Below are 17,614 nucleotides of genomic sequence, written 5' to 3'. Positions count from 1 at the left end.
GTCTGCGCGTTATTCAGCCGGGCCGGCGAGGCCACCGCTTTGCAGCGGGCTGGCTTCTTCGGCGTCGTGCATACGACCGAATTTCGACGCATAGGGACCGGTCTTGATCGTCTTGACCAGCAGGCCGACCTCGATGACGGCCAGCGTGCCGTACAGCAGGGTGAAGCCCACTATGGTCACCCAGATTTGCCCGACGGTGAGGCTGGACGCGCCCATAAAGGTGGGCAGGACGCCTTCGACGGCCCAGGGCTGACGCCCCAGCTCAGCCAGCACCCACCCGGCTTCCGCCGCAAGCCACGGCAGCGGGATTGCCAGCACGCACAGGCGCAGGAACCAGCGGGTGTGCTCGGCCTTGCGCAAGCTAACCAGCACGAAGGCCAGAGCGAACAGAGCGATCATGGCAAAGCCGATGGCGGCCATCAGGCGGAAGACCCAGAACATCACCGGCACATTGGGGATGGTGTCGAGGGCGGCCTTCTGGATGAGGGCGGCGTCGGCGGTACGCGGGTCAGCGACGTACTTTTTCAGCAGATAGCCGTAACCGATGTCGCGCTTGTGCGCTTCGAACTGCGCGCGGGCGGCGAGGTCCTGAGGGTTAGCTTTCAGCTTTTCCACGGCGTCATAGGCGGCCACACCCGACTGGATGCGGTGTTCCGCCGTCTCCACCAGGTCAAGAATACCGATGACCGGACGATCCAGTGAGCGCGTGGAGATCAGGCCCAGAACATAGGGCACCTTGACTTCCATATCGGTGTGCTGGGTCTTCAGGTTCGGAATACCGAACAGGGTCAGGCCCGCCGGGGCCGGCTCGGTGTGCCACATGGCCTCAAGGGCCGCCAGCTTCATCTTCTGGTTATCGGTCAGGGCATAGCCCGACTCGTCGCCCAGAACGACGACCGACAGCGAGGAAGCCAGACCAAAGGCTGCCGCCACCGCCATCGAACGCTTGGCGACCGACACCCATTTGCCCTTGAGGAGATAGATGGCCGATACGCCGAGGACGAAGACCGCCGCGATCACATAACCTGCTGAGACGGTGTGCACGAACTTCGCTTGCGCCACCGGATTGAACAGCACGGCCATGAAGTCGGAAACTTCCATGCGCATGGTGGCCGGGTTGAAGTCTGCACCGACCGGGTTCTGCATCCAGCCGTTGGCGATCAGGATCCACAGGGCCGACAGGTTGGTACCCAGCGCCACCAGAAAGGTAACGATCAGGTGCCCGACCCGCGACAGGCGGTCCCAGCCGAAGAACATCAGCCCGACAAAGGTCGCTTCGAGGAAGAAGGCCATCAGGCCCTCAATCGCCAGAGGCGCGCCGAAGATGTCGCCGACAAAGTGTGAATAATAGGACCAGTTGGTTCCGAACTGGAATTCCATGGTCAGACCCGTGGCCACGCCCAGCACGAAGTTGATGCCGAAAAGCGTGCCCCAGAAACGGGTAATGGTGCGCCAGATTTCGCGCCGCGTCAGCACATAGACGCTTTCCATGATGACCAGCATGAAGGAAAGGCCAAGCGTCAGCGGGACGAACAGAAAGTGATACAGCGCCGTCAAGGCGAACTGTAGCCTTGATAGATCGACGGTCATCATATCCATTGAGATATATCCCTCGGGTTATTGGGGTTTTTAGATCGCACGCCCCTGCGGCAAGGTGCAGCAGCGGTGTGGAAATTTGCCCCTTGATGTCCGAAATGGGCTAGGAGAAAACCCATTCCGGCTTACTTGCCATAACAACTAAGCTGGGCCTGAGTATATGCCCCGCCCCTGAAACGCCCTATCGCACCAAATGTCGCACCCACGCCCCCGTACCCCTGAGACCCTTAAGGATGCCACCGGCGACACTGACAAGAGTCGCGCCAAAGCTGTGCGTCAGACGCTGAAACTATGGGCCGATGCAGCGAAAAGACAAGTCACACTTGTGCGACAGCTTGAGGTCGGGTCGGTCCTGTGCGCCACGGGCTTTGCCGCCGGGCTGGCCCTTATCCTTCAGGCGGTGCGCGGCGGTCAGTTTCCCTTGACGGGTCTGGCCCTATTGTTCCTCAGCCTGTGTCTCAGGGGCACTCTTTCCTACTATAATCAAGTCCTTAGCCTGAAATCAGCGCGCCTGATTATCGAGAATCTGCGCCTGTCGCTGATGCGCAAGGCCCTGTCCGGACGCGGCGTCGGGGCCTCGCAGATGGGGCGCATGACGGCGCTGTTTGAGCATACGGAGGCGCTCGAAGGCTATTATGCGCGCTTCGTTCCGGCGCGGCAGGCAACCGCCCTGACGCCGCTTCTGGTGACGCTGGTCATCGCTGTGGCCTCGCCTCTGGCGGCCGCCATCATCCTCTTCACCCTGTGTCCCTTTGTCACACTGATGGCCCTGTCCGGCATGGCTACCACCGCGGAATCGCGGCGTCAGCTTGCGGCCCTGACGCGGCTGTCTGGCCTGTTCGCCGATCGTCTGCGCCACCTGTCCCTGATCCGCGCGTTTGATAACGAAGCCGCGCAGGTCGAAAAGGTGCGGCGCGCCGCCCGCGATGTGTCGGAACGCACCCTGTCGGTCCTGCGCATGGCCTTTACCGGCTCGGCCATACTGGAATTTTTCGCTGCCCTGTCGGTCGCTCTGATCGCCGTCTATTGCGGGTTTGCCCTGCTGGGCCTGCTGCCCTTCCCCGTGCCGGCTATTCTGGATTTCAACAGAGGCCTGTTTGGTGGCGATGCCTTTGCCCCGGCCTTCTTCGCTCTGGCGCTGGCCCCAGAAGTCTATTTCCCGCTGCGCCGTCTGAGCGCCGCCTATCATGAGGAGCAGCAGGCGCACGCCGCCGCCGTAGCCCTGATGGCGCTGGAGGCACGACTGGAGACGCCCGACTCGGTGCCACTGACGCTCACCACCGCCCCCACGCTGCGCTTTGAGGGCGTCAGCGCCGTCTTTGCCGACGATCCGGCGCCGGTCTTCGCCCCGGTCAGTTTCAGCGCCGGCGGCGGAGCCATCATCGCCCTGCGAGGCGAAACGGGTTCAGGCAAGTCCACCCTGCTGCGCCTGCTGCTTGGGCGCGGCGGCGACGTGGAAGCGCGCGGCCTGATCGAAATCGACGGTCAGCCGCTGACGCCCGCGCACGACCTGTCTCCTGCCCTGTCTTGGATGTCGCAGCACACGCCGATCCTGCCCGGCACTCTGGCCGACAATCTGCGCCTGTCGAACCCGCAGGCCAGCGACGCCGACGTGCAGCGGGTGATCCGCCTGACCGGGCTGAAGGCGCTGGTGGCGGCACGCGGGCTTGAGACGCTGCTGGATGAACGCGGCTCCGGCCTATCGGGCGGCGAGCGGCGGCGTATCGGTCTGGCGCGCGCCCTGCTCAAACCCGCGCCGCTACTGTTGCTCGATGAGCCGACCGCCGATCTCGACCCAGAGGCCGAGGCCGCGCTTATCGCCGCCATCCGCAGCGCCGCCAAGGGGCGCACGGTGATTATGGCGACCCATTCCGAGGCACTGACCGCCATCGCCACGCAGGAGGTGCGGCTGTGAGCGCGTTCAAAGCCTATTTTGCCGACCTGAAACGCCGTCAGCGTACATCCCTGATCGTCGCATCCGTCTGTGCCGCCGGGGTGTCCATCGCGGCCACCACCCTGCTCGGCCTGTCCGGCTGGTTTCTGGCCGGAGCGGCCATAGCCGGGGCGGCGGGCGGCGCGGTGATGATGGCCTTCAACTATCTGCTGCCGTCGGCCGCCATTCGCGGGCTGGCCATTGCGCGCACCGTCATGCGCTATTTCGAGCGCCTGAGCGGCCATACGGCGGCCTTGCGCACTCTGGCGGAACTGCGCCCGTGGCTGTTTGAGCGGGTGAGCCATGCACCGTTGCGCCTCAGCCGCGGTGAGACCTCGGCTCGGCTGGTGCAGGATGTCGCGCAACTGGAAAACGCGCTGGTGGCACAAAGCCACTGGGCCTCTGCGCTGGGCGGCCTGATCGCCGCCCTGATCCTGACACTGTTACTATCACCCGTGGCCACCCTGATCGCGGCGGCGGGCATCGGCGCGCTGATCGGCCTGTCGCGACGCATCGCACCCACATCAACGACCGGCCTGCCTGAACTGGGGGTGTTGAAAAATAGCGTGCACGAAACCCTGCCCTTCCTGCCCGACATCGCCGCCTATCGGTTGTCGGAGCGGTTTATGGCGCGATTATCAGAGCAGGAGGCCGCCCTGCGCACCGCCCGCGAGGCGCAGGCGCGCAGCGAAAGCCTGCCGGTCCTGCTGAACCTCAGCGTGCTGGCGGCGACCCTGAGCCTGATCGTCCTCACCCATGCGCACGCCGCCATGCCGATGCTGGCGCTGGGTCTTCTGGTGACGACGGTGGCCTTCGAAGCGACCGGCCCGCTCTTGAAAGCCATGGCGCAAACACGCCTGTTCGCCGAGGCCGAGGCGCGGGTGGCCGAACTGGGCGACGCAGAGGCGGTGCCACCCACCCCGCGCACCGGGTTGGTCCTGCGCTTTGGTGCCCACGATTACGACCTCGGCCCACAGACACGCCTGCTGATCACCGGCGCGTCGGGATCGGGCAAGACGCGGCTGATCGAAGCCCTGATCGGTCTGCGCCCGATGGACGAGGTGCCGGGGCTCACCGCCCTGCCCGATCTGCGGTTCAGCCTGTCGCCGCAGGACGCGCCGGTGCTCAACGGCACTATCGGCGACACTCTGCTGATGGCCCTGTCGCCGGAAGAGATCGCGGCGGAAACGCCTGAGACCCTGACGGCGCGGGTATGGGCCGCGTTGGAGGTGGCGCAGTTGAAGGCCCGCGTCGCCGCCATGCCCAAGGGCCTGCACCAATGGATCGGCGATGGCGGCGTGACCCTGTCCGGCGGGGAGCGCAAACGCCTCAGCCTCGCCCGCGCCCTGCTGCGTCAGGCCGATGTGCTGGTGCTGGATGAGCCGACCGAGGGGCTGGACGCCGCCACCGAAGCCACCGTCACCGAGGCGGTCGAGGCGCATCTTAAACGCACGGGTCAGGGCCTGATCCTCGTCAGCCACCGTCCGGGCCCGCGACGGCTATGCGATCAGGACCTCGCAATTGACGCTGCCTTCCTACGTCTCCGACACGTCGGAGAGGTACAGGGGTAGCTTTCGCCCGTCTCTTCGCCTAAAACCCGGCCAAACGACCCGAAGGACACGTCTGATGATCGCATTCGCCCTGCACGGCGGCGCCGGGGCCAAGGCCGGCCGCGACTATGGCCGCGAAATCACCCACATGAAGGGGCTGGCCAAGATCGCGCGGCACAACCTCCATAACGGCGCCCCCGCGCTCGATGTGGTCACCGAAACCGTGCGCTCGCTCGAAGACTCCGGCCTTTACGTGGCTGGTAAGGGCGCGTCGCCCAATGCCGTGGGTGTGTTTGAACTGGACGCCAGCCTGATGAACGGAACCGATCGCCGCGCCGGAGCCGTCGCCGCACTGGCCGGCTACAAGAACCCCGTCGCTATCGCCCGCGCTGTGATGGAAAAGACACCGCACGTCCTGCTGGCGGGCGACGGCGCAAGGCAATTTGCCGAAGTGCAAGGCTTTGAGACGGTGGCCGACGACTATTTCACCCGCGCCGGGGCTTTTGAGTCCAACTATCCGCCGGGGACGCTGGCACACGGTACGGTCGGGTGCGTGTGTCTCGATTCCTATGGCAATCTGGCGGCGGCGACCTCGACGGCCGGCGTGTTCGGCAAGCTGCCGGGGCGTGTCGGCGACACGCCGATCATCGGCGCGGGCACCTGGGCCGATGACCACGCCGCTATTTCCTGCACCGGTCAGGGTGAATATTTCCTGCGCGTTCAGGCCGCCGCACAAGTGGCCTTCCGTATCGGGGCCGGTCAGGGCGCGTTTGAAAGCGCCGGTCAGGTGCTGGAGCAGATCGCGCGTCTGGGCGGCGAAGGCGGGCTGATCGTCGTCACCCGTTCCGGCGAGGTGCACGCGCCCTTCCGCTCGGCGGGCATGAAGCGAGCTTACTTCAATGGCGATGGCGATATTGTCAGCGAGGCGTTTTAAGCCGCGATCTTGCCTTTAAGCCCAACGCAAATCACGTGCGCAAGGCTTTCCAGCGTCATCAGCGCCTTGTCGAGGTCGGAGCGCGACAGATCTGCCCCGTCGAGGCGCGCCTGACGCAGATCGGCGCGTTGCAGATTGGCCCCGCGGATGCGCGCCTGACGCAGGTCCGCCGGAAACAAGCGGTCTCCGGCCAGTTTCAGCGGACCGATATTGGCCCCTTCCAGATTGGCCCCGTCCATGCGCACGCCCACCATCTGCGCCCCGCGCAGATCGGCCCCCCGCAGGTCGCAATTGCGCAGGTCCGCCCCTTCGAGGTGCGCGCCCTGTAACTGGATGCCCCGCATATCAAGGCCGTAGAAGACCGCCCCCTTGGCCGACAGCGCGGCGAGATTAAGCCCCTTGATAGATTTGAGCCCGCGCAGATCGGCCTTGTCGAACAGCGACGGCTTGCCCGCCTGCCCCACACTATCGACCCATTCGGCGTGGGCGCGGATCATCTCATCATAGGGCAGACGGCTGATATCCGTCCCGGCAGCTTTCTCGGTCAGTACGCCGCTCAGATTGGCCTGCGACGCATTCCAGCTCTCGGTCTTGGTGCCGATCATTACCGCGTCTTTCAGCGACGCCCCACTGACGTCGCACCCTGACATGTCGGCCCCGGACAGGTCGCAATTGTCCATAATCGCCTGTTTGAGGTTGGCGCGCACCAGCTTGCACGATTTGAGGATGGCATCGGTGAAATCGGCCTTCATGGCCTGAATCCCCGAAAGCTTGGAGCGCTCCAGATTGGCCCCGCGCAGATTGGTAAAGCCGGCGTCCGATACGCGCGTGGACACCTCCACATAGGCCAGACCCGACGCCTTGTCCGGCAGGGCCAGCGCCCCTTCGCGCAGATCGGCTTCGAACAGGTCCACATCGGCCAGATTGGCACCGCGCAGGCACGCCCCGCGCAAATCGGTCCGCCGCAAAGACGCGCGGCACAGATTGGCCATCTGCATATCGACGCAGTAGAGGTTCGACTGATCGAGCAGCGTGCCGGACAGGTCGGCACCTACCATGATAGCGGCGGTAAAATCGGCATCGCGCAGGTCGCGACCGCTGAAATCAAGCCCCGATACGTCCATCCACGCAAACACCGCCCGCGCGCCTCCCGGCTTCATAGCCTTCAGGCGAGCGTGCTTCAGGCAGATCGCATCCACCTCAGCCTGGGTGAGGCGGGTATAGCGTGACTGTCCGGTGGTGGCGCTCATGCGCGGGGACAAACCTTTCGATAAAAAGCTGAGAAGACGCGCATGGGACTCGACGCCCCTGGAAAGGGGTGAGCATTAACCTTACCGGAAAAGCCTAAATCAGGGCTTAACCGGCAGATTTCGCACAAAGTCTTTGATCAGGACCGAGGCTTCGGCCGCCATCAGCCCGGTTTCAACCGCAAGTCCGGCCTCGGTCATACGCGTAATACCGAGGTGTGAGGCATAGGGCGACGGGTCATGACAGGCGAAGACGACGCGACTGACCCCCGCTTCGACCAGACGCTGTGAACAGGAGAGGCCACCGTGCGACCTCTCCCCACAGGGCTCCAGCGTTACATAGGCCGTGGTCCCTTCGGCGCGGTTGTCGAGCTGGGCCAGCGCCGCCTCTTCGGCATGTGGCCGACCGCCGTCGCCGGTGGCCGCCTCAGCGATAACCATGCCGTCACTGACGATCACGCAGCCGACCGGTGGATTAGGCACGGTGCGCCCCTGCTGTGCGGTGGCCAGCGCGATGGCACGGGCCATATGGCGGGAGTCGCTCATCGCCCCGCCCGTCCGCTAGCCCTGCAACACGGGCACAGGGTTGGCACGCTCAGCGTCGAGATATTTAGCCGAAACGGGCTTCAGTGCCGCATCGAGGTCGATGACCAGCGGGTTAGAGGTTGGCACTTCGACCTCCAGAATCTCGGCCTCACCGAGGTTGAACAGCAGCTTGATAATCGCGCGGATCGAATTGCCATGCGCCGCCACCAGCACCGTGTCCCCGGCCTTCAGCGCCGGCACAATCGACCCGTCCCAGAAGGGCAGCACGCGGTCGAGCGTCGTCTTCAGGCTCTCGGTCAGGGGCAGGACCGAACCGGCGTAGCGGCGATCCTTCGAGAAGTCGTAGGCGCTTCCGGCCGACAGTTCGGGCGGCGGCACGTCGTAGGAGCGGCGCCAGATCTTCACCTGTTCGTCGCCATGCAGGGCGGCGGTTTCGGCCTTGTCCAGCCCCGTCAGCCCGCCATAGTGGCGCTCATTGAGGTGCCAGTCTTTGATCACCGGCACGTAGGATTGACCAGCCGCGTCCAGCGCCAGGTTGCAGGTGCGGATGGCGCGCGTCAGCACCGAGGTAAAGGCGCGGTCGATCTCGATCCCCTCGGCCCTGATCAGCTCACCGCCCTTAACCGCCTGCGCCTCGCCTTCGGCCGTCAAATTGACGTCCACCCAGCCGGTGAAGCGGTTTTCGAGGTTCCACTGGCTCTGGCCGTGACGGAGGAGAATGAGTTTGGGCATCCGGACACCTTTAAAGACATAAAGAATGTCTCTGCTATAGGATCAGGCCACCTGCGGGTCAACCGCATCACCGGCACGGATCAGACCCGGCGACAAGACGCGGCAATAAAGGCCGCAGTCGCGGTGACCATAGTGGGTCCACAGTGCCTGCACCATCTCCGCATCGCGCTGCGCCGTCTGCGGGTTCACGTGCGTCGCCACACAGCGCACAATGGGTTTCAGCACTTCCAGCAGCGGCCCGTCTTCGCCGATGCGCAGCGGCTTGCCCACAAAGGCGTGATCTTCGAACGCTGACCACCCTTCGACCCAGATATTGGCACGCAGCCGCAACGGATCGAGGTCGATGCCCATACGCTCGGACAGGTCGCGCACGCTGTTCAGATTAAGAATCGACACAAAGCCGTTGGACGAGTCGGTGAAGCGGTAATGATCGACTGCGCCTTCGCGGATATCGAGAAAACGCAGCGGCTGCGCCACCGGGTCGTAATCCTCATGCGCCGCCAGCACGGTTTCGATATGCCGCTCCAGCGCGTGACGCCCGGCGGGTTGCGCGATATCGAAGGGACGATCATCGACGAACAGACGCTCAGTGATCTCATCATAACGGGTGCGCAGCCTCGCCACGGCCGGAAAGCGCGCCAGCACGGCGTATTTCATCTTGGACAGGAATTGCGGATCGTCGCGATCATAGCCCGATGGCCCGACCTCCAGCGAAAACAGGCGATCAAATGGGAAGAAACCATCGACCGTCAGGCACGTCTCGGCTACGGGTTCGGGCGTAAAGCCCTTGACCGGGTGCCGCCACAGGGAGTCGATTTTACCATTGGTCGGGTGCATGAACCGCTCTTAGCGCAGCGCGGGGTTTAAATATACCCTTCCCTAAATCAGTATGACTTTTGATTGAAACGTGATTCAAGCGCCTCTCCTGATTTCAGGGGAGGTGTATTTGACGCCACAGAGGCGTCAAAGACGGTGGGGTTAATGCCACCGCTTTAACCCCACCCTGCCCTTCGGGCCAGCCTCTAACTCAGCGATGACTCTTTCCATAACGGCTTTGATACATCGGCCACGAACAGAAGCAGATTGGCCGCAAACAGAAGACAGGCCGTCCAACCCAGGAAAGGTATATGCGAAACATCGGAAAACGCACCCTCCTGCGCGTATGCCCAGACCGCCAGACCACAAAGGAAGGCCCCCAAACCGAAATCCAGCCGGTAATTGCTAGGCCAGAAATGTCGAATTAAACACTGGGTGGATAAAAACAAAAATACCCATAAAGATTTAAAAATCTTAATGGGATCAATATCTTGCCTCATGTCCGGAAAAAGAAAAAGGGCTAAGCATATTCCCCCCAAAACACAGACGGGAGGTAAAATCCAAATGAATTTCCTTTTCTCTCGCGTCGCCATCCTGTCCCCCCTCAGACTGCAGTGAGAGCCTACTCCTATCCCAGTTCTTCCTCAAGCATGGCCAGACGCGCGGCCTGATCGTCGGCGATCAGGGCGTTAATCATCTGATCCATCTCGCCTTCCATAAATTGCGCCAGATTATAGAGGGTCAGGTTGATGCGGTGATCGGACACCCGGCCCTGCGGGTAGTTATAGGTGCGGATGCGTTCCGAGCGGTCGCCGGAGCCGACCTGCGATTTGCGGGCATCGGAGCGCGCGGCATCGAGCGCCTGACGCTGGATGTCGTACAGGCGCGCCTTGAGGTTGCGCATGGCGATTTGCCGGTTCATGTGCTGCGACTTTTCCGATGAGGTCGCCACGATCCCTGTCGGCAGATGGGTAATGCGCACCGCCGAGTCGGTCTTGTTGACGTGCTGACCGCCGGAGCCCGACGCACGGTAGGTGTCGATGCGGATATCCTTGTCCTGAATGTCGATTTCGACATCCTCGGCTTCGGGCAGCACGGCGACGGTGGCCGCCGAGGTGTGGATGCGACCGCCCGCTTCGGTGGCCGGGACGCGCTGCACGCGGTGCACGCCCGATTCGAACTTCAGCTTGCCGAACACGCCGTCGCCCGTCACCGAGGCGATGATTTCCTTATAGCCGCCCGCGTCGCCTTCGCTGATCGAGTCGATTTCCACGCGCCAGCCCTGCGACGCCGCATAGCGCGAATACATGCGGAACAGGTCGCCGGCGAACAGCGCCGCCTCGTCCCCACCGGTGCCGGCGCGCACTTCCAGGATGGCCGAGGCGTTCTCGTCCTTGTCCTTGGGCGCCAGCAGCAGCGCCACACCGCGTTCCAGCTCCGGCAGGCGCTCTTTCAGCTCCTGAAACTCCTCCTGCGCCAGCGGCGACAGTTCGGGATCATTGAGCGCGATCAGTTCTTCCAACTCCGGCCCAGAGGCGCGCGCCTTGAGCAGCGCCGTGACCGCATCGACCACGGGTTTCAGCTCAGCGTGCTCCTTCGACAGCTTGACGATCTCTGTGCCATCGGTGGCGCTTTCCATGCGCGCCTCGATCATGCGGAAACGATCGACGACCTGATCGAGCTTGGCCTGCGGCAGACGTATCAAAGGAACGACCTCAAAAGACTTCGTGGCCCCCTCCCCGCAATGCCGGGAGGGGGAAAACGCGCTTCTTACCTTTAAGCGGGATAGGTGTCGATAAAGGATTGGCGTTTTTCCAGTTGATCGCGCAGGGCCACAAGGCGCGGGGCCTCGGCGTGCCAGTCGAGTTGGGGGAAACGGAAATCAATATAGGTCGCCGCCGAAGCCAGGGTGATTTCAGCCAGCCCCGGCGGCGCGTCGGACAGTACGCCCAGCCCATCCACGGCCTTCAGGGCCCGGCGCAGCCCCTCTTCCCAGCGCTTGAGCCAGGTGGCCGAGCGTTCGTGTTCGGGACGACGGTGTTCGATCACCATCTTCACGGCGGTTTCGAGAACCCCGTCGGCCAGAGCCTCGGCCTGACGCGCCGCCCACTGCGCCTCGCCTTCGGGATAGAGGGGATAGGGCCCATAGTGCGCGGCCAGCCATTCGCAGATCAGCGTCGAGTCGATCAGCGCTCCATGATCGGTGACCAGCGCCGGAATCTGCGCGAAAGGGTTAACGGCCACATGCTCCGGCGCACTGTCCAGCGTCACGGTTGGCACGTCCTCCACCCGGTCGGTCAGCCCCATCTCCCGCACCAGAATTCTACATTTTCTCGCAAAAGGCGAACCGGAATTGATAAACAACCGCACAACATCCTCCATTACAGTCTTGCATACATGCGGCTCAACCTGTTGACGGTCAAGGGGAAAACCCTTGCACACTTGCCCTGATGGCCGCGCAACCCCTTCATTACAAAAGAGTTTTCCATTTGCCTTAATTTAAGGCTTTTCGCCTATGGTGGGTGGACTGGTAATCGCCCTCAGAATGAGTACGCCTCGTGAATCGAGACCGGAGTGAATTAAGACTTTTGGCCCCCATGACCATTGTCGTGGTCGGCGCGGTATGCGCGCTGATCGGGTCCTTGTGGATCTGGGCCGCGGAAATCGACAAGGCCAACCGTGATCGCGAAGAAAACTATGTGCGCACCGGCCTCATGCATCTGGCCGAGACGCAGGCGCGCCTGATGGCGCCCATGACCATCTGGAACGAAGCGGTCAAAAGAACCGCCGTGACTTTTGACCATCAGTTCGTCGCCGACAATTACGGCAGCTATTTTTCCGAATATCTGAATTACGAACAGACCTTCGTGCTGGACGGCCTGAACCGCCCGGTGCTGGCCTGGGAAGGCAAGCAGGAAACCTCCCTGTCGGCCTATGACCGGCTGAGCGGCGAAATCAAGCGTCTGTCGAAAGACCTGCGCGAGCGCCACTATATCTATACCGCCTCCGGAATCGGCTTCACGTCGAAGACCAACGCCATAGCCCGACTGACGGTGCTGGACGGTCACGTCTATCTTCTGGGAGCCAGCCTGATCCTGCCTGACAGCACGCGCCACGATCTGACGCACTACGCGCCCTATCTGGTCGCAGGGGCGCACCGGCTGAGCAACGGCGAACTGGCGGCCCTGTCCAAGGGTAATCTGCTGAGCGATATCACCGAACTGCGCAACGGTCAGACCGTATCTCCGGATCAGGCCCGCGCCGTCTTCACCGACTCCACCGGTCAGGAAAAGGCCGAACTGACGTGGCGGCCGTCGCGGCCGGGCCTCGACCTGTTTATGCGCGCCCTCATCCCGTCACTGCTGGTTTCGGCCGGTCTGGGCGGCGTGGCGCTGGCTCTGCTGCATCGCAGCCAGAAGACGGCCCGCAGCCTGATCGCCTCGGAAGCGCGCGCCAAGCACATGGCTTTGCACGACGGCCTGACCGGCCTGCCCAACCGCACCCTGTTTACCGACCGCCTCAATCAGGCAACGGAACGTCTGCGTCGTCAGGGGGGAGCGGTCGCCGTTATGTGCGTGGGCCTAGATCGCTTCAAGGACGTCAACGATACGCTGGGCCATTCCGCCGGCGACGAACTGATCCGTCATTCGGCGCAGAAGATCAGCGGCATGATCCGCGCGGGCGATACGCTGGCGCGTCTGGGCGGCGACGTCTTCGTGATCATCCAGACTGACACCGACGCCCATTCGACGGCGGCGCTAGCCAAGCGTGTGCTGGAAGGCCTCAAGGGGCAGGTCACTCTGGAAAGCGGCCCCGTCTATTCGTCCTGCTCCATCGGCGTCACCCTGTTGCAGGAGGCCGATATCGAAGCCGCCGAAGCCCTGCGGCAGGCCGACCTTGCCCTTTATCGCGCCAAGGAACAGGGCCGTTCGCAATACGCCTTCTTCGAAGTGGAGATGGATGCGACGATCAAGCTGCGCAAGCTGCTGGAAACCGGCCTTCGCGAGGCCATCCATGTCGAAGCCATCGACGTCGTTTATCAGCCGCAGGTCGATCATAACGGTCGTATCGTCGGTGTCGAAGCGCTGGCCCGCTGGAGCCATCCGCAGCGCGGCCCGATCAGCCCGGCCTATTTCGTGCCGCTGGCCGAAGAATGTGGCCTGATGATGGATCTCGGCAGCCTGATCATGCGGCGCGCCCTGATCGACTCCAGGCGCTGGCCGGGTCTGAAGGTGGCGATCAACGTGTCGGCGACGCAGTTGCGCTCCTCGCGCTTCCTGCCGGAACTGAAGGACATGCTGCGCGAAACCGGCGTTGAGCCGCGTTCCATCGAAATCGAGATCACCGAAGGGATGCTGCTTAACGACGACCAGCCGACGCAGAACACGCTCAATGCGTTGCGTCAGATGGGCTTCTCCATCGCGCTCGACGACTTCGGCACCGGCTATTCATCGCTCAGCTATCTGAGCCGCTACCCGGTGGACAAGATCAAGATCGACCGCTCCTTCGTCTCCAATCTGGGGGTCGATCCGGACGCCGAAGCCCTGATCCGTGCCATCATCAAGCTGGCCAAGGCCCTGCACCTCAGCATCCTTGCCGAGGGTGTGGAAACCCAGGCCCAGAGCCACATCCTGCGTCAGGCCGGCTGCGCCATCATTCAGGGCTACCTCTTCTCCAAGCCCGTCGATCGCAACGAAATCGACGTGATGATGGAGGGGCAGGCCGCCAACCAGGTGACGCACATCACTAATGGCCGCTACATCGCCGGCGTGCGTTAAGCACTTACAGTAAAACAAAAAAGCCCCGTCAGGCCAAACCTGACGGGGCTTTTGCATCATGATAAGCGCCGTCTCAGACCGCTTCCGGCGTCGTCTCAATCTCACTCTGCTTGGCGGCATGGGCTTCGACCAGACCGACAATGTGCTCGATCATGTCGTCATTGGAGACCTTATGGTCCGGCTTGCCCGCCATATAGACCATACCCGCCCCGGCCCCGCCGCCGGTGAAGCCAACATCCGTGTACAGCGCCTCGCCCGGCCCGTTGACGACGCAGCCGATGATCGACAGCGACATAGGCGTGGCGATATGGGCCAGACGTTCCTCGAGCTTCGCCACCGTCTCGATGACGTTGAAGCCCTGACGGGCGCAGGATGGGCAGGCGATGATGTTGACGCCGCGGTGACGCAGGCCCAGCGATTTGAGAATATCGAAGCCCACCTTGATCTCTTCGACCGGATCGGCTGCCAGCGACACGCGGATGGTGTCACCGATCCCGGCCCACAACAGATTGCCCAGCCCAATGGCCGACTTAATGGTGCCGGTGCGCAACGGTCCGGCCTCGGTCACACCGATATGCAGCGGGCAGTCAATGGCATCGGCCAAGGCCTGATAGGCGGCTACGGTCAGGAAGACGTCCGACGCCTTTACCGAAATCTTGAATTCATGGAAGTCGTTATCGCGCAGGATATTGGCGTGGAACAAAGCACTTTCGACCATGGCGTCCGGACACGGCTCACCATATTTTTCCAGAAGGTCCTTCTCCAGCGACCCGGCATTGACGCCGATCCGCATCGAGCAGCCATAGTCCTTAGCCGCCTTGATCACCTCACGCACGCGCTCGGGTGAGCCGATATTGCCGGGATTGATGCGCAGGCACGCCGCGCCGGCCATGGCGGCTTCGATACCGCGCTTATAGTGGAAATGGATGTCGGCGACGATCGGCACATTGACCTGACGCACGATCTCTTTCAGCGCCACCGTCGAGTCCACGTCGGGACAGGAGACGCGCACAATATCGGCCCCCGCCTCTTCCAGCGCGTGAATCTGACGCACGGTGGCATCGACATCGTGGGTGCGCGTATTGGTCATGGACTGAACGCTGATCGGGGCGTCACCACCGACCTCGACCTTGCCGACACGGATCTTGCGGCTTTTGCGGCGCTCGATCATGCGCCATGGGCGGACATGCGTATGGTCAGTCATCATGCACTCTGGGATACGGGGCTTTACGCGCCCTATGTAAGCCTTCATCTCCGCCTTTACCAGCCGGAATAATACCAAGGGTCATTGAAAATGACTCTGGGCATGCCTTTCGAGAACTTTTCATGTCTTTGATACATATGAAAAATTCCCGATCATTCAATGGCCGGATGCGATCGGCTTTTTCGGCCGTTGGTATAATCAGGGCTGGGGCGGCGCAGGGTCAGTCGCCGGCTCGGCAGACGGGGAAGCGGGCGGCACGTAGGGGATGGGCCCCTCACGCACCGGCACCTCCGCCGGAACCACCCGCGCCGGAGCCGTGGCCGCCGGTGTTTCGCCCGCCGCCGGGCCGCGGCCTGCCGGGCGCAGGGCTTCCATCTGGGCATCCATCAGCTTGGCCAGCGCCCCCGCGCGGGCATTGAGCTTGGACACCGAGGTCGAGCGCTCCTCCATCACCCCGGCAAATTCCCCGTTATAATAGATTTCGAAGGCCTTGGGGTCGCCCACGTCGATCAGCAGGCTGATCGGGCTCACCTGCGGCAGACGATAGGCTTCCCCCGGCCCCAGCTGCCGCGCAAAATAGACGCGTTTGTCCGTACCGCTGATGACCAGATTGACGCTTCGTTGCGCTTGAATCGTCACCATGGAGTCCGCGGGCGTCGCCCCGAAGACCGCGCCGCGCGGGTTGAAGGCCTTTCGCATCTGTAGCGGCACACCCACGGCTGCCGCGGGATTTTGCTCAGCGCGCTCGGCGTCAATGGCGGCAAATCCCTCCTCCAGCCCCGGCGTGTAATAGGGGACCGGCAGGTCCTGATCCTTTGGCGCGGGGGCCGACTGCGTCAACAGCAGCTTTTCACGCACCAGCGGCACGCCTGGCGACCATTTCTGCGGCATCAGGTCCGCCGATTGGGCGTGGTGACCGCCCCAGCCGGGTGTGCGCTGAAACAGGTTCCATGCCACCACCGACAGCACCAGCGCTGCCGCTATGCCGCCATAGAGACGATAGCTGGGGCGCAAATCCTCGAAGGCGGCCCCCACAGGGGCGCGCAGCTTGTCCGACTGTGCCGGGTCGGCAAAGGAGCGCTTGAAGAGGTCGGCCAGACTCTCTTCGTCCAGCCCCAGCGCCTTGGCATAGGCCTTGACGAAACCGATGGAAAAGGCCCGCGACGGCAGGCGATCGTAGGCGGCATCTTCAAGCGCCTCCAGATAGCCGCGCTTCACGCGGGTCATATCGGCCATGTATTCGAGCGAAAAACCCTGCGCCTCGCGCGTGCTGCGCAGGATCGTGCCGAGGGTTTCGGGATCGCTGGCCAGGGGTTGTGCCTGATCCTGAACCCGCCCTCCGGCCAGCACCTGACCCTGCGCGCGCACCGCTGCGTCGCGCTCAGCCGTCAGGAACAGGCCGGTATAGGCCTCGTCCTCAAGAACCGTAATATTGTCCTGTGCACTCATGGTACTTTGGCAAACTCTGCACGCTGTCCCGGATGACGCCCGGCGGTCTCCGGTACGAAACCGGATCCCGCTGCGTCGAAACCGTCTTCAGGGCCCCCAGCGTTAGGAAAAACCAAACCACACCGCCCGTCCCAAATCAATACGTAAGGCTTTTGACCATAAGGCTTTCTGCCTTTTGTGACCGCCTGTGCAAAAGCGTTGCCGAACGGTCCGACACAGCTTAGAAGACGAGGCTTCCCTGTTCGAACGGAGTTCCTCATGCCTGCCGCCTTTGACGATTTGTGGATTGGTCAGGTCGCCTCGATCGGCGCGGGCGTCGTTTCCCAAAGCGATCTGGAGCAGTTTTGCGCCACCTACGCGCCCTCATGGAACACGCAGGACGGCCTGCCTGATGCGCTGATCTTCGCCCTGTGGTCGAAGCTGGAGCAGGAAGCCGCCGCTGGCTGGCCGCAGACCAAGCGGCTGGCGGTTGATGCCCTGCGCTGGTCGCGCAACCCGCCGCCGGGCGAACTGCTGCGCGGTCGCCTGACTATCATGGGTAAGGACGCGGTGGGTGACACCAAGGGCGTTGTCATCGCCCAGCACGATCTTCTGGATGAGGCGGGGCGTCTGGTCTTTTCGTGCCTGACGCGCTCGGTGTTTCAGCGCAATCCGCCGCCTGTCGGGTAAGGCTTTAGCCACGAAAAACACAAAAAGCCGACTGAACCCATACGGCCCGAGGGGCCTTTTTCAGTGTTGCAGCTTGCCGTATGGTCTGGCGTTTCGCGCCGTAATGTTTCGTGCCTTTTCGTGTAAAATTAAAAAACCCCGGCAGCCAGAGCCCCCGGGG

15 protein-coding genes are annotated in these 17,614 nt (G+C 62.9%); 5 read left to right on the top strand and 10 right to left on the bottom strand.

The features are described 5' to 3' along the window. Nucleotides 1–9: 9 nt before the first annotated feature. Nucleotides 10–1,599 (bottom strand): cytochrome ubiquinol oxidase subunit I, encoded by a 1,590-nt coding sequence (locus AACH73_RS03710; RefSeq protein ID WP_338735479.1) that lies wholly within the window; start codon nucleotides 1,597–1,599, stop codon nucleotides 10–12. A gap of 190 nt (nucleotides 1,600–1,789) precedes the next feature. On the opposite strand from AACH73_RS03710, the gene AACH73_RS03705 reads away from it, so the two are divergent. From AACH73_RS03705 to AACH73_RS03695, 3 genes are read left to right on the top strand one after another with little or no spacing between them, the layout of a single operon-like run. Further along, complete coding sequence (locus AACH73_RS03705; RefSeq protein WP_338735478.1) at nucleotides 1,790–3,511, top strand: ATP-binding cassette domain-containing protein; 1,722 nt, start codon at nucleotides 1,790–1,792, stop codon at nucleotides 3,509–3,511. Continuing rightward, on the top strand, nucleotides 3,508–5,100 hold the full coding sequence (locus tag AACH73_RS03700; protein ID WP_338735477.1) for an ATP-binding cassette domain-containing protein: 1,593 nt from the start codon (nucleotides 3,508–3,510) through the stop codon (nucleotides 5,098–5,100). The genes AACH73_RS03705 and AACH73_RS03700 overlap by 4 nt, the downstream gene beginning before the upstream one ends. A gap of 55 nt (nucleotides 5,101–5,155) precedes the next feature. Then, a complete protein-coding gene (locus AACH73_RS03695; protein ID WP_338735476.1) occupies nucleotides 5,156–6,013 on the top strand; it encodes an isoaspartyl peptidase/L-asparaginase in 858 nt (285 codons plus the stop codon). Here the strand turns inward: AACH73_RS03695 and AACH73_RS03690 are convergent. The 7 genes from AACH73_RS03690 to AACH73_RS03660 all read right to left on the bottom strand — a co-directional run bounded on the left by AACH73_RS03690 (nucleotide 6,010) and on the right by AACH73_RS03660 (nucleotide 11,736). Continuing rightward, complete coding sequence (locus AACH73_RS03690) at nucleotides 6,010–7,263, bottom strand: pentapeptide repeat-containing protein (protein ID WP_272740547.1); 1,254 nt, start codon at nucleotides 7,261–7,263, stop codon at nucleotides 6,010–6,012. The genes AACH73_RS03695 and AACH73_RS03690 overlap by 4 nt on opposite strands. A 99-nt stretch (nucleotides 7,264–7,362) precedes the next feature. Then, nucleotides 7,363–7,806 (bottom strand): bifunctional diaminohydroxyphosphoribosylaminopyrimidine deaminase/5-amino-6-(5-phosphoribosylamino)uracil reductase RibD, encoded by a 444-nt coding sequence (locus AACH73_RS03685; RefSeq protein ID WP_272740548.1) that lies wholly within the window; start codon nucleotides 7,804–7,806, stop codon nucleotides 7,363–7,365. 15 nt (nucleotides 7,807–7,821) lie between these two features. After that, a complete protein-coding gene (gpmA, locus tag AACH73_RS03680) occupies nucleotides 7,822–8,538 on the bottom strand; it encodes a 2,3-diphosphoglycerate-dependent phosphoglycerate mutase (RefSeq protein WP_338735475.1) in 717 nt (238 codons plus the stop codon). Nucleotides 8,539–8,580: 42 nt separating this feature from the next. After that, on the bottom strand, nucleotides 8,581–9,375 hold the full coding sequence (locus AACH73_RS03675; RefSeq protein ID WP_338735474.1) for an MOSC domain-containing protein: 795 nt from the start codon (nucleotides 9,373–9,375) through the stop codon (nucleotides 8,581–8,583). Nucleotides 9,376–9,560: 185 nt separating this feature from the next. Further along, the gene (locus AACH73_RS03670) at nucleotides 9,561–9,947 is read right to left on the bottom strand and encodes a hypothetical protein (RefSeq protein ID WP_338735472.1); all 387 of its coding nucleotides are present in this window, start codon (nucleotides 9,945–9,947) and stop codon (nucleotides 9,561–9,563) included. Nucleotides 9,948–9,982: 35 nt separating this feature from the next. Next, nucleotides 9,983–11,056 carry a peptide chain release factor 1 gene (gene prfA, locus AACH73_RS03665; RefSeq protein ID WP_272740868.1) on the bottom strand — a complete coding sequence of 358 codons (1,074 nt, stop codon included), beginning with the start codon at nucleotides 11,054–11,056 and terminating at the stop codon, nucleotides 9,983–9,985. A gap of 74 nt (nucleotides 11,057–11,130) precedes the next feature. Continuing rightward, nucleotides 11,131–11,736 carry a glutathione S-transferase N-terminal domain-containing protein gene (locus tag AACH73_RS03660; RefSeq protein ID WP_338735470.1) on the bottom strand — a complete coding sequence of 202 codons (606 nt, stop codon included), beginning with the start codon at nucleotides 11,734–11,736 and terminating at the stop codon, nucleotides 11,131–11,133. A 215-nt stretch (nucleotides 11,737–11,951) separates the two neighbouring features. On the opposite strand from AACH73_RS03660, the gene AACH73_RS03655 reads away from it, so the two are divergent. Further along, entirely contained in the window at nucleotides 11,952–14,132 is a 2,181-nt protein-coding gene (locus AACH73_RS03655) for an EAL domain-containing protein (protein WP_272740553.1), read from the top strand. A gap of 73 nt (nucleotides 14,133–14,205) precedes the next feature. On the opposite strand, the gene ispG is transcribed toward AACH73_RS03655, so the two are convergent. Both ispG and AACH73_RS03645 read right to left on the bottom strand, forming a co-directional pair. Beyond that, nucleotides 14,206–15,339 carry a flavodoxin-dependent (E)-4-hydroxy-3-methylbut-2-enyl-diphosphate synthase gene (gene ispG / locus AACH73_RS03650; protein ID WP_338735468.1) on the bottom strand — a complete coding sequence of 378 codons (1,134 nt, stop codon included), beginning with the start codon at nucleotides 15,337–15,339 and terminating at the stop codon, nucleotides 14,206–14,208. A 195-nt stretch (nucleotides 15,340–15,534) separates the two neighbouring features. Next, nucleotides 15,535–16,785 carry a helix-turn-helix domain-containing protein gene (locus AACH73_RS03645; RefSeq protein WP_338735467.1) on the bottom strand — a complete coding sequence of 417 codons (1,251 nt, stop codon included), beginning with the start codon at nucleotides 16,783–16,785 and terminating at the stop codon, nucleotides 15,535–15,537. A 258-nt stretch (nucleotides 16,786–17,043) separates the two neighbouring features. On the opposite strand from AACH73_RS03645, the gene AACH73_RS03640 reads away from it, so the two are divergent. Continuing rightward, nucleotides 17,044–17,454, top strand: a complete 411-nt coding sequence (locus tag AACH73_RS03640; protein WP_126419615.1) for an acyl dehydratase — start codon at nucleotides 17,044–17,046, stop codon at nucleotides 17,452–17,454. The last annotated feature ends 160 nt before the right edge of the window (nucleotides 17,455–17,614 follow it).

Origin of the sequence: Asticcacaulis sp. DW145, assembly GCF_037101385.1 — a bacterium.
Taxonomy (GTDB): Bacteria; Pseudomonadota; Alphaproteobacteria; order Caulobacterales; family Caulobacteraceae; genus Asticcacaulis; species Asticcacaulis currens.
Note: the sequence above shows the minus strand (reverse complement) of the source record. Positions and strands in the feature narration are given on the sequence as shown.

Excerpts from the sequence above, each read along its gene's own strand:
- AACH73_RS03675 (WP_338735474.1), bottom strand. The coding sequence starts at position 9,375 with ATGCACCCGACCAATGGTAAAATCGACTCCCTGTGGCGGCACCCGGTC.
- ispG (WP_338735468.1), bottom strand. The coding sequence starts at position 15,339 with ATGATGACTGACCATACGCATGTCCGCCCATGGCGCATGATCGAGCGC.
- AACH73_RS03645 (WP_338735467.1), bottom strand. The coding sequence starts at position 16,785 with ATGAGTGCACAGGACAATATTACGGTTCTTGAGGACGAGGCCTATACC.
- AACH73_RS03710 (WP_338735479.1), bottom strand. The coding sequence starts at position 1,599 with ATGGATATGATGACCGTCGATCTATCAAGGCTACAGTTCGCCTTGACG.
- AACH73_RS03655 (WP_272740553.1), top strand. The coding sequence starts at position 11,952 with ATGACCATTGTCGTGGTCGGCGCGGTATGCGCGCTGATCGGGTCCTTG.
- AACH73_RS03670 (WP_338735472.1), bottom strand. The coding sequence starts at position 9,947 with ATGGCGACGCGAGAGAAAAGGAAATTCATTTGGATTTTACCTCCCGTC.
- AACH73_RS03660 (WP_338735470.1), bottom strand. The coding sequence starts at position 11,736 with ATGGAGGATGTTGTGCGGTTGTTTATCAATTCCGGTTCGCCTTTTGCG.
- AACH73_RS03705 (WP_338735478.1), top strand. The coding sequence starts at position 1,790 with ATGTCGCACCCACGCCCCCGTACCCCTGAGACCCTTAAGGATGCCACC.
- gpmA (WP_338735475.1), bottom strand. The coding sequence starts at position 8,538 with ATGCCCAAACTCATTCTCCTCCGTCACGGCCAGAGCCAGTGGAACCTC.
- AACH73_RS03685 (WP_272740548.1), bottom strand. The coding sequence starts at position 7,806 with ATGAGCGACTCCCGCCATATGGCCCGTGCCATCGCGCTGGCCACCGCA.
- AACH73_RS03690 (WP_272740547.1), bottom strand. The coding sequence starts at position 7,263 with ATGAGCGCCACCACCGGACAGTCACGCTATACCCGCCTCACCCAGGCT.
- AACH73_RS03640 (WP_126419615.1), top strand. The coding sequence starts at position 17,044 with ATGCCTGCCGCCTTTGACGATTTGTGGATTGGTCAGGTCGCCTCGATC.
- AACH73_RS03695 (WP_338735476.1), top strand. The coding sequence starts at position 5,156 with ATGATCGCATTCGCCCTGCACGGCGGCGCCGGGGCCAAGGCCGGCCGC.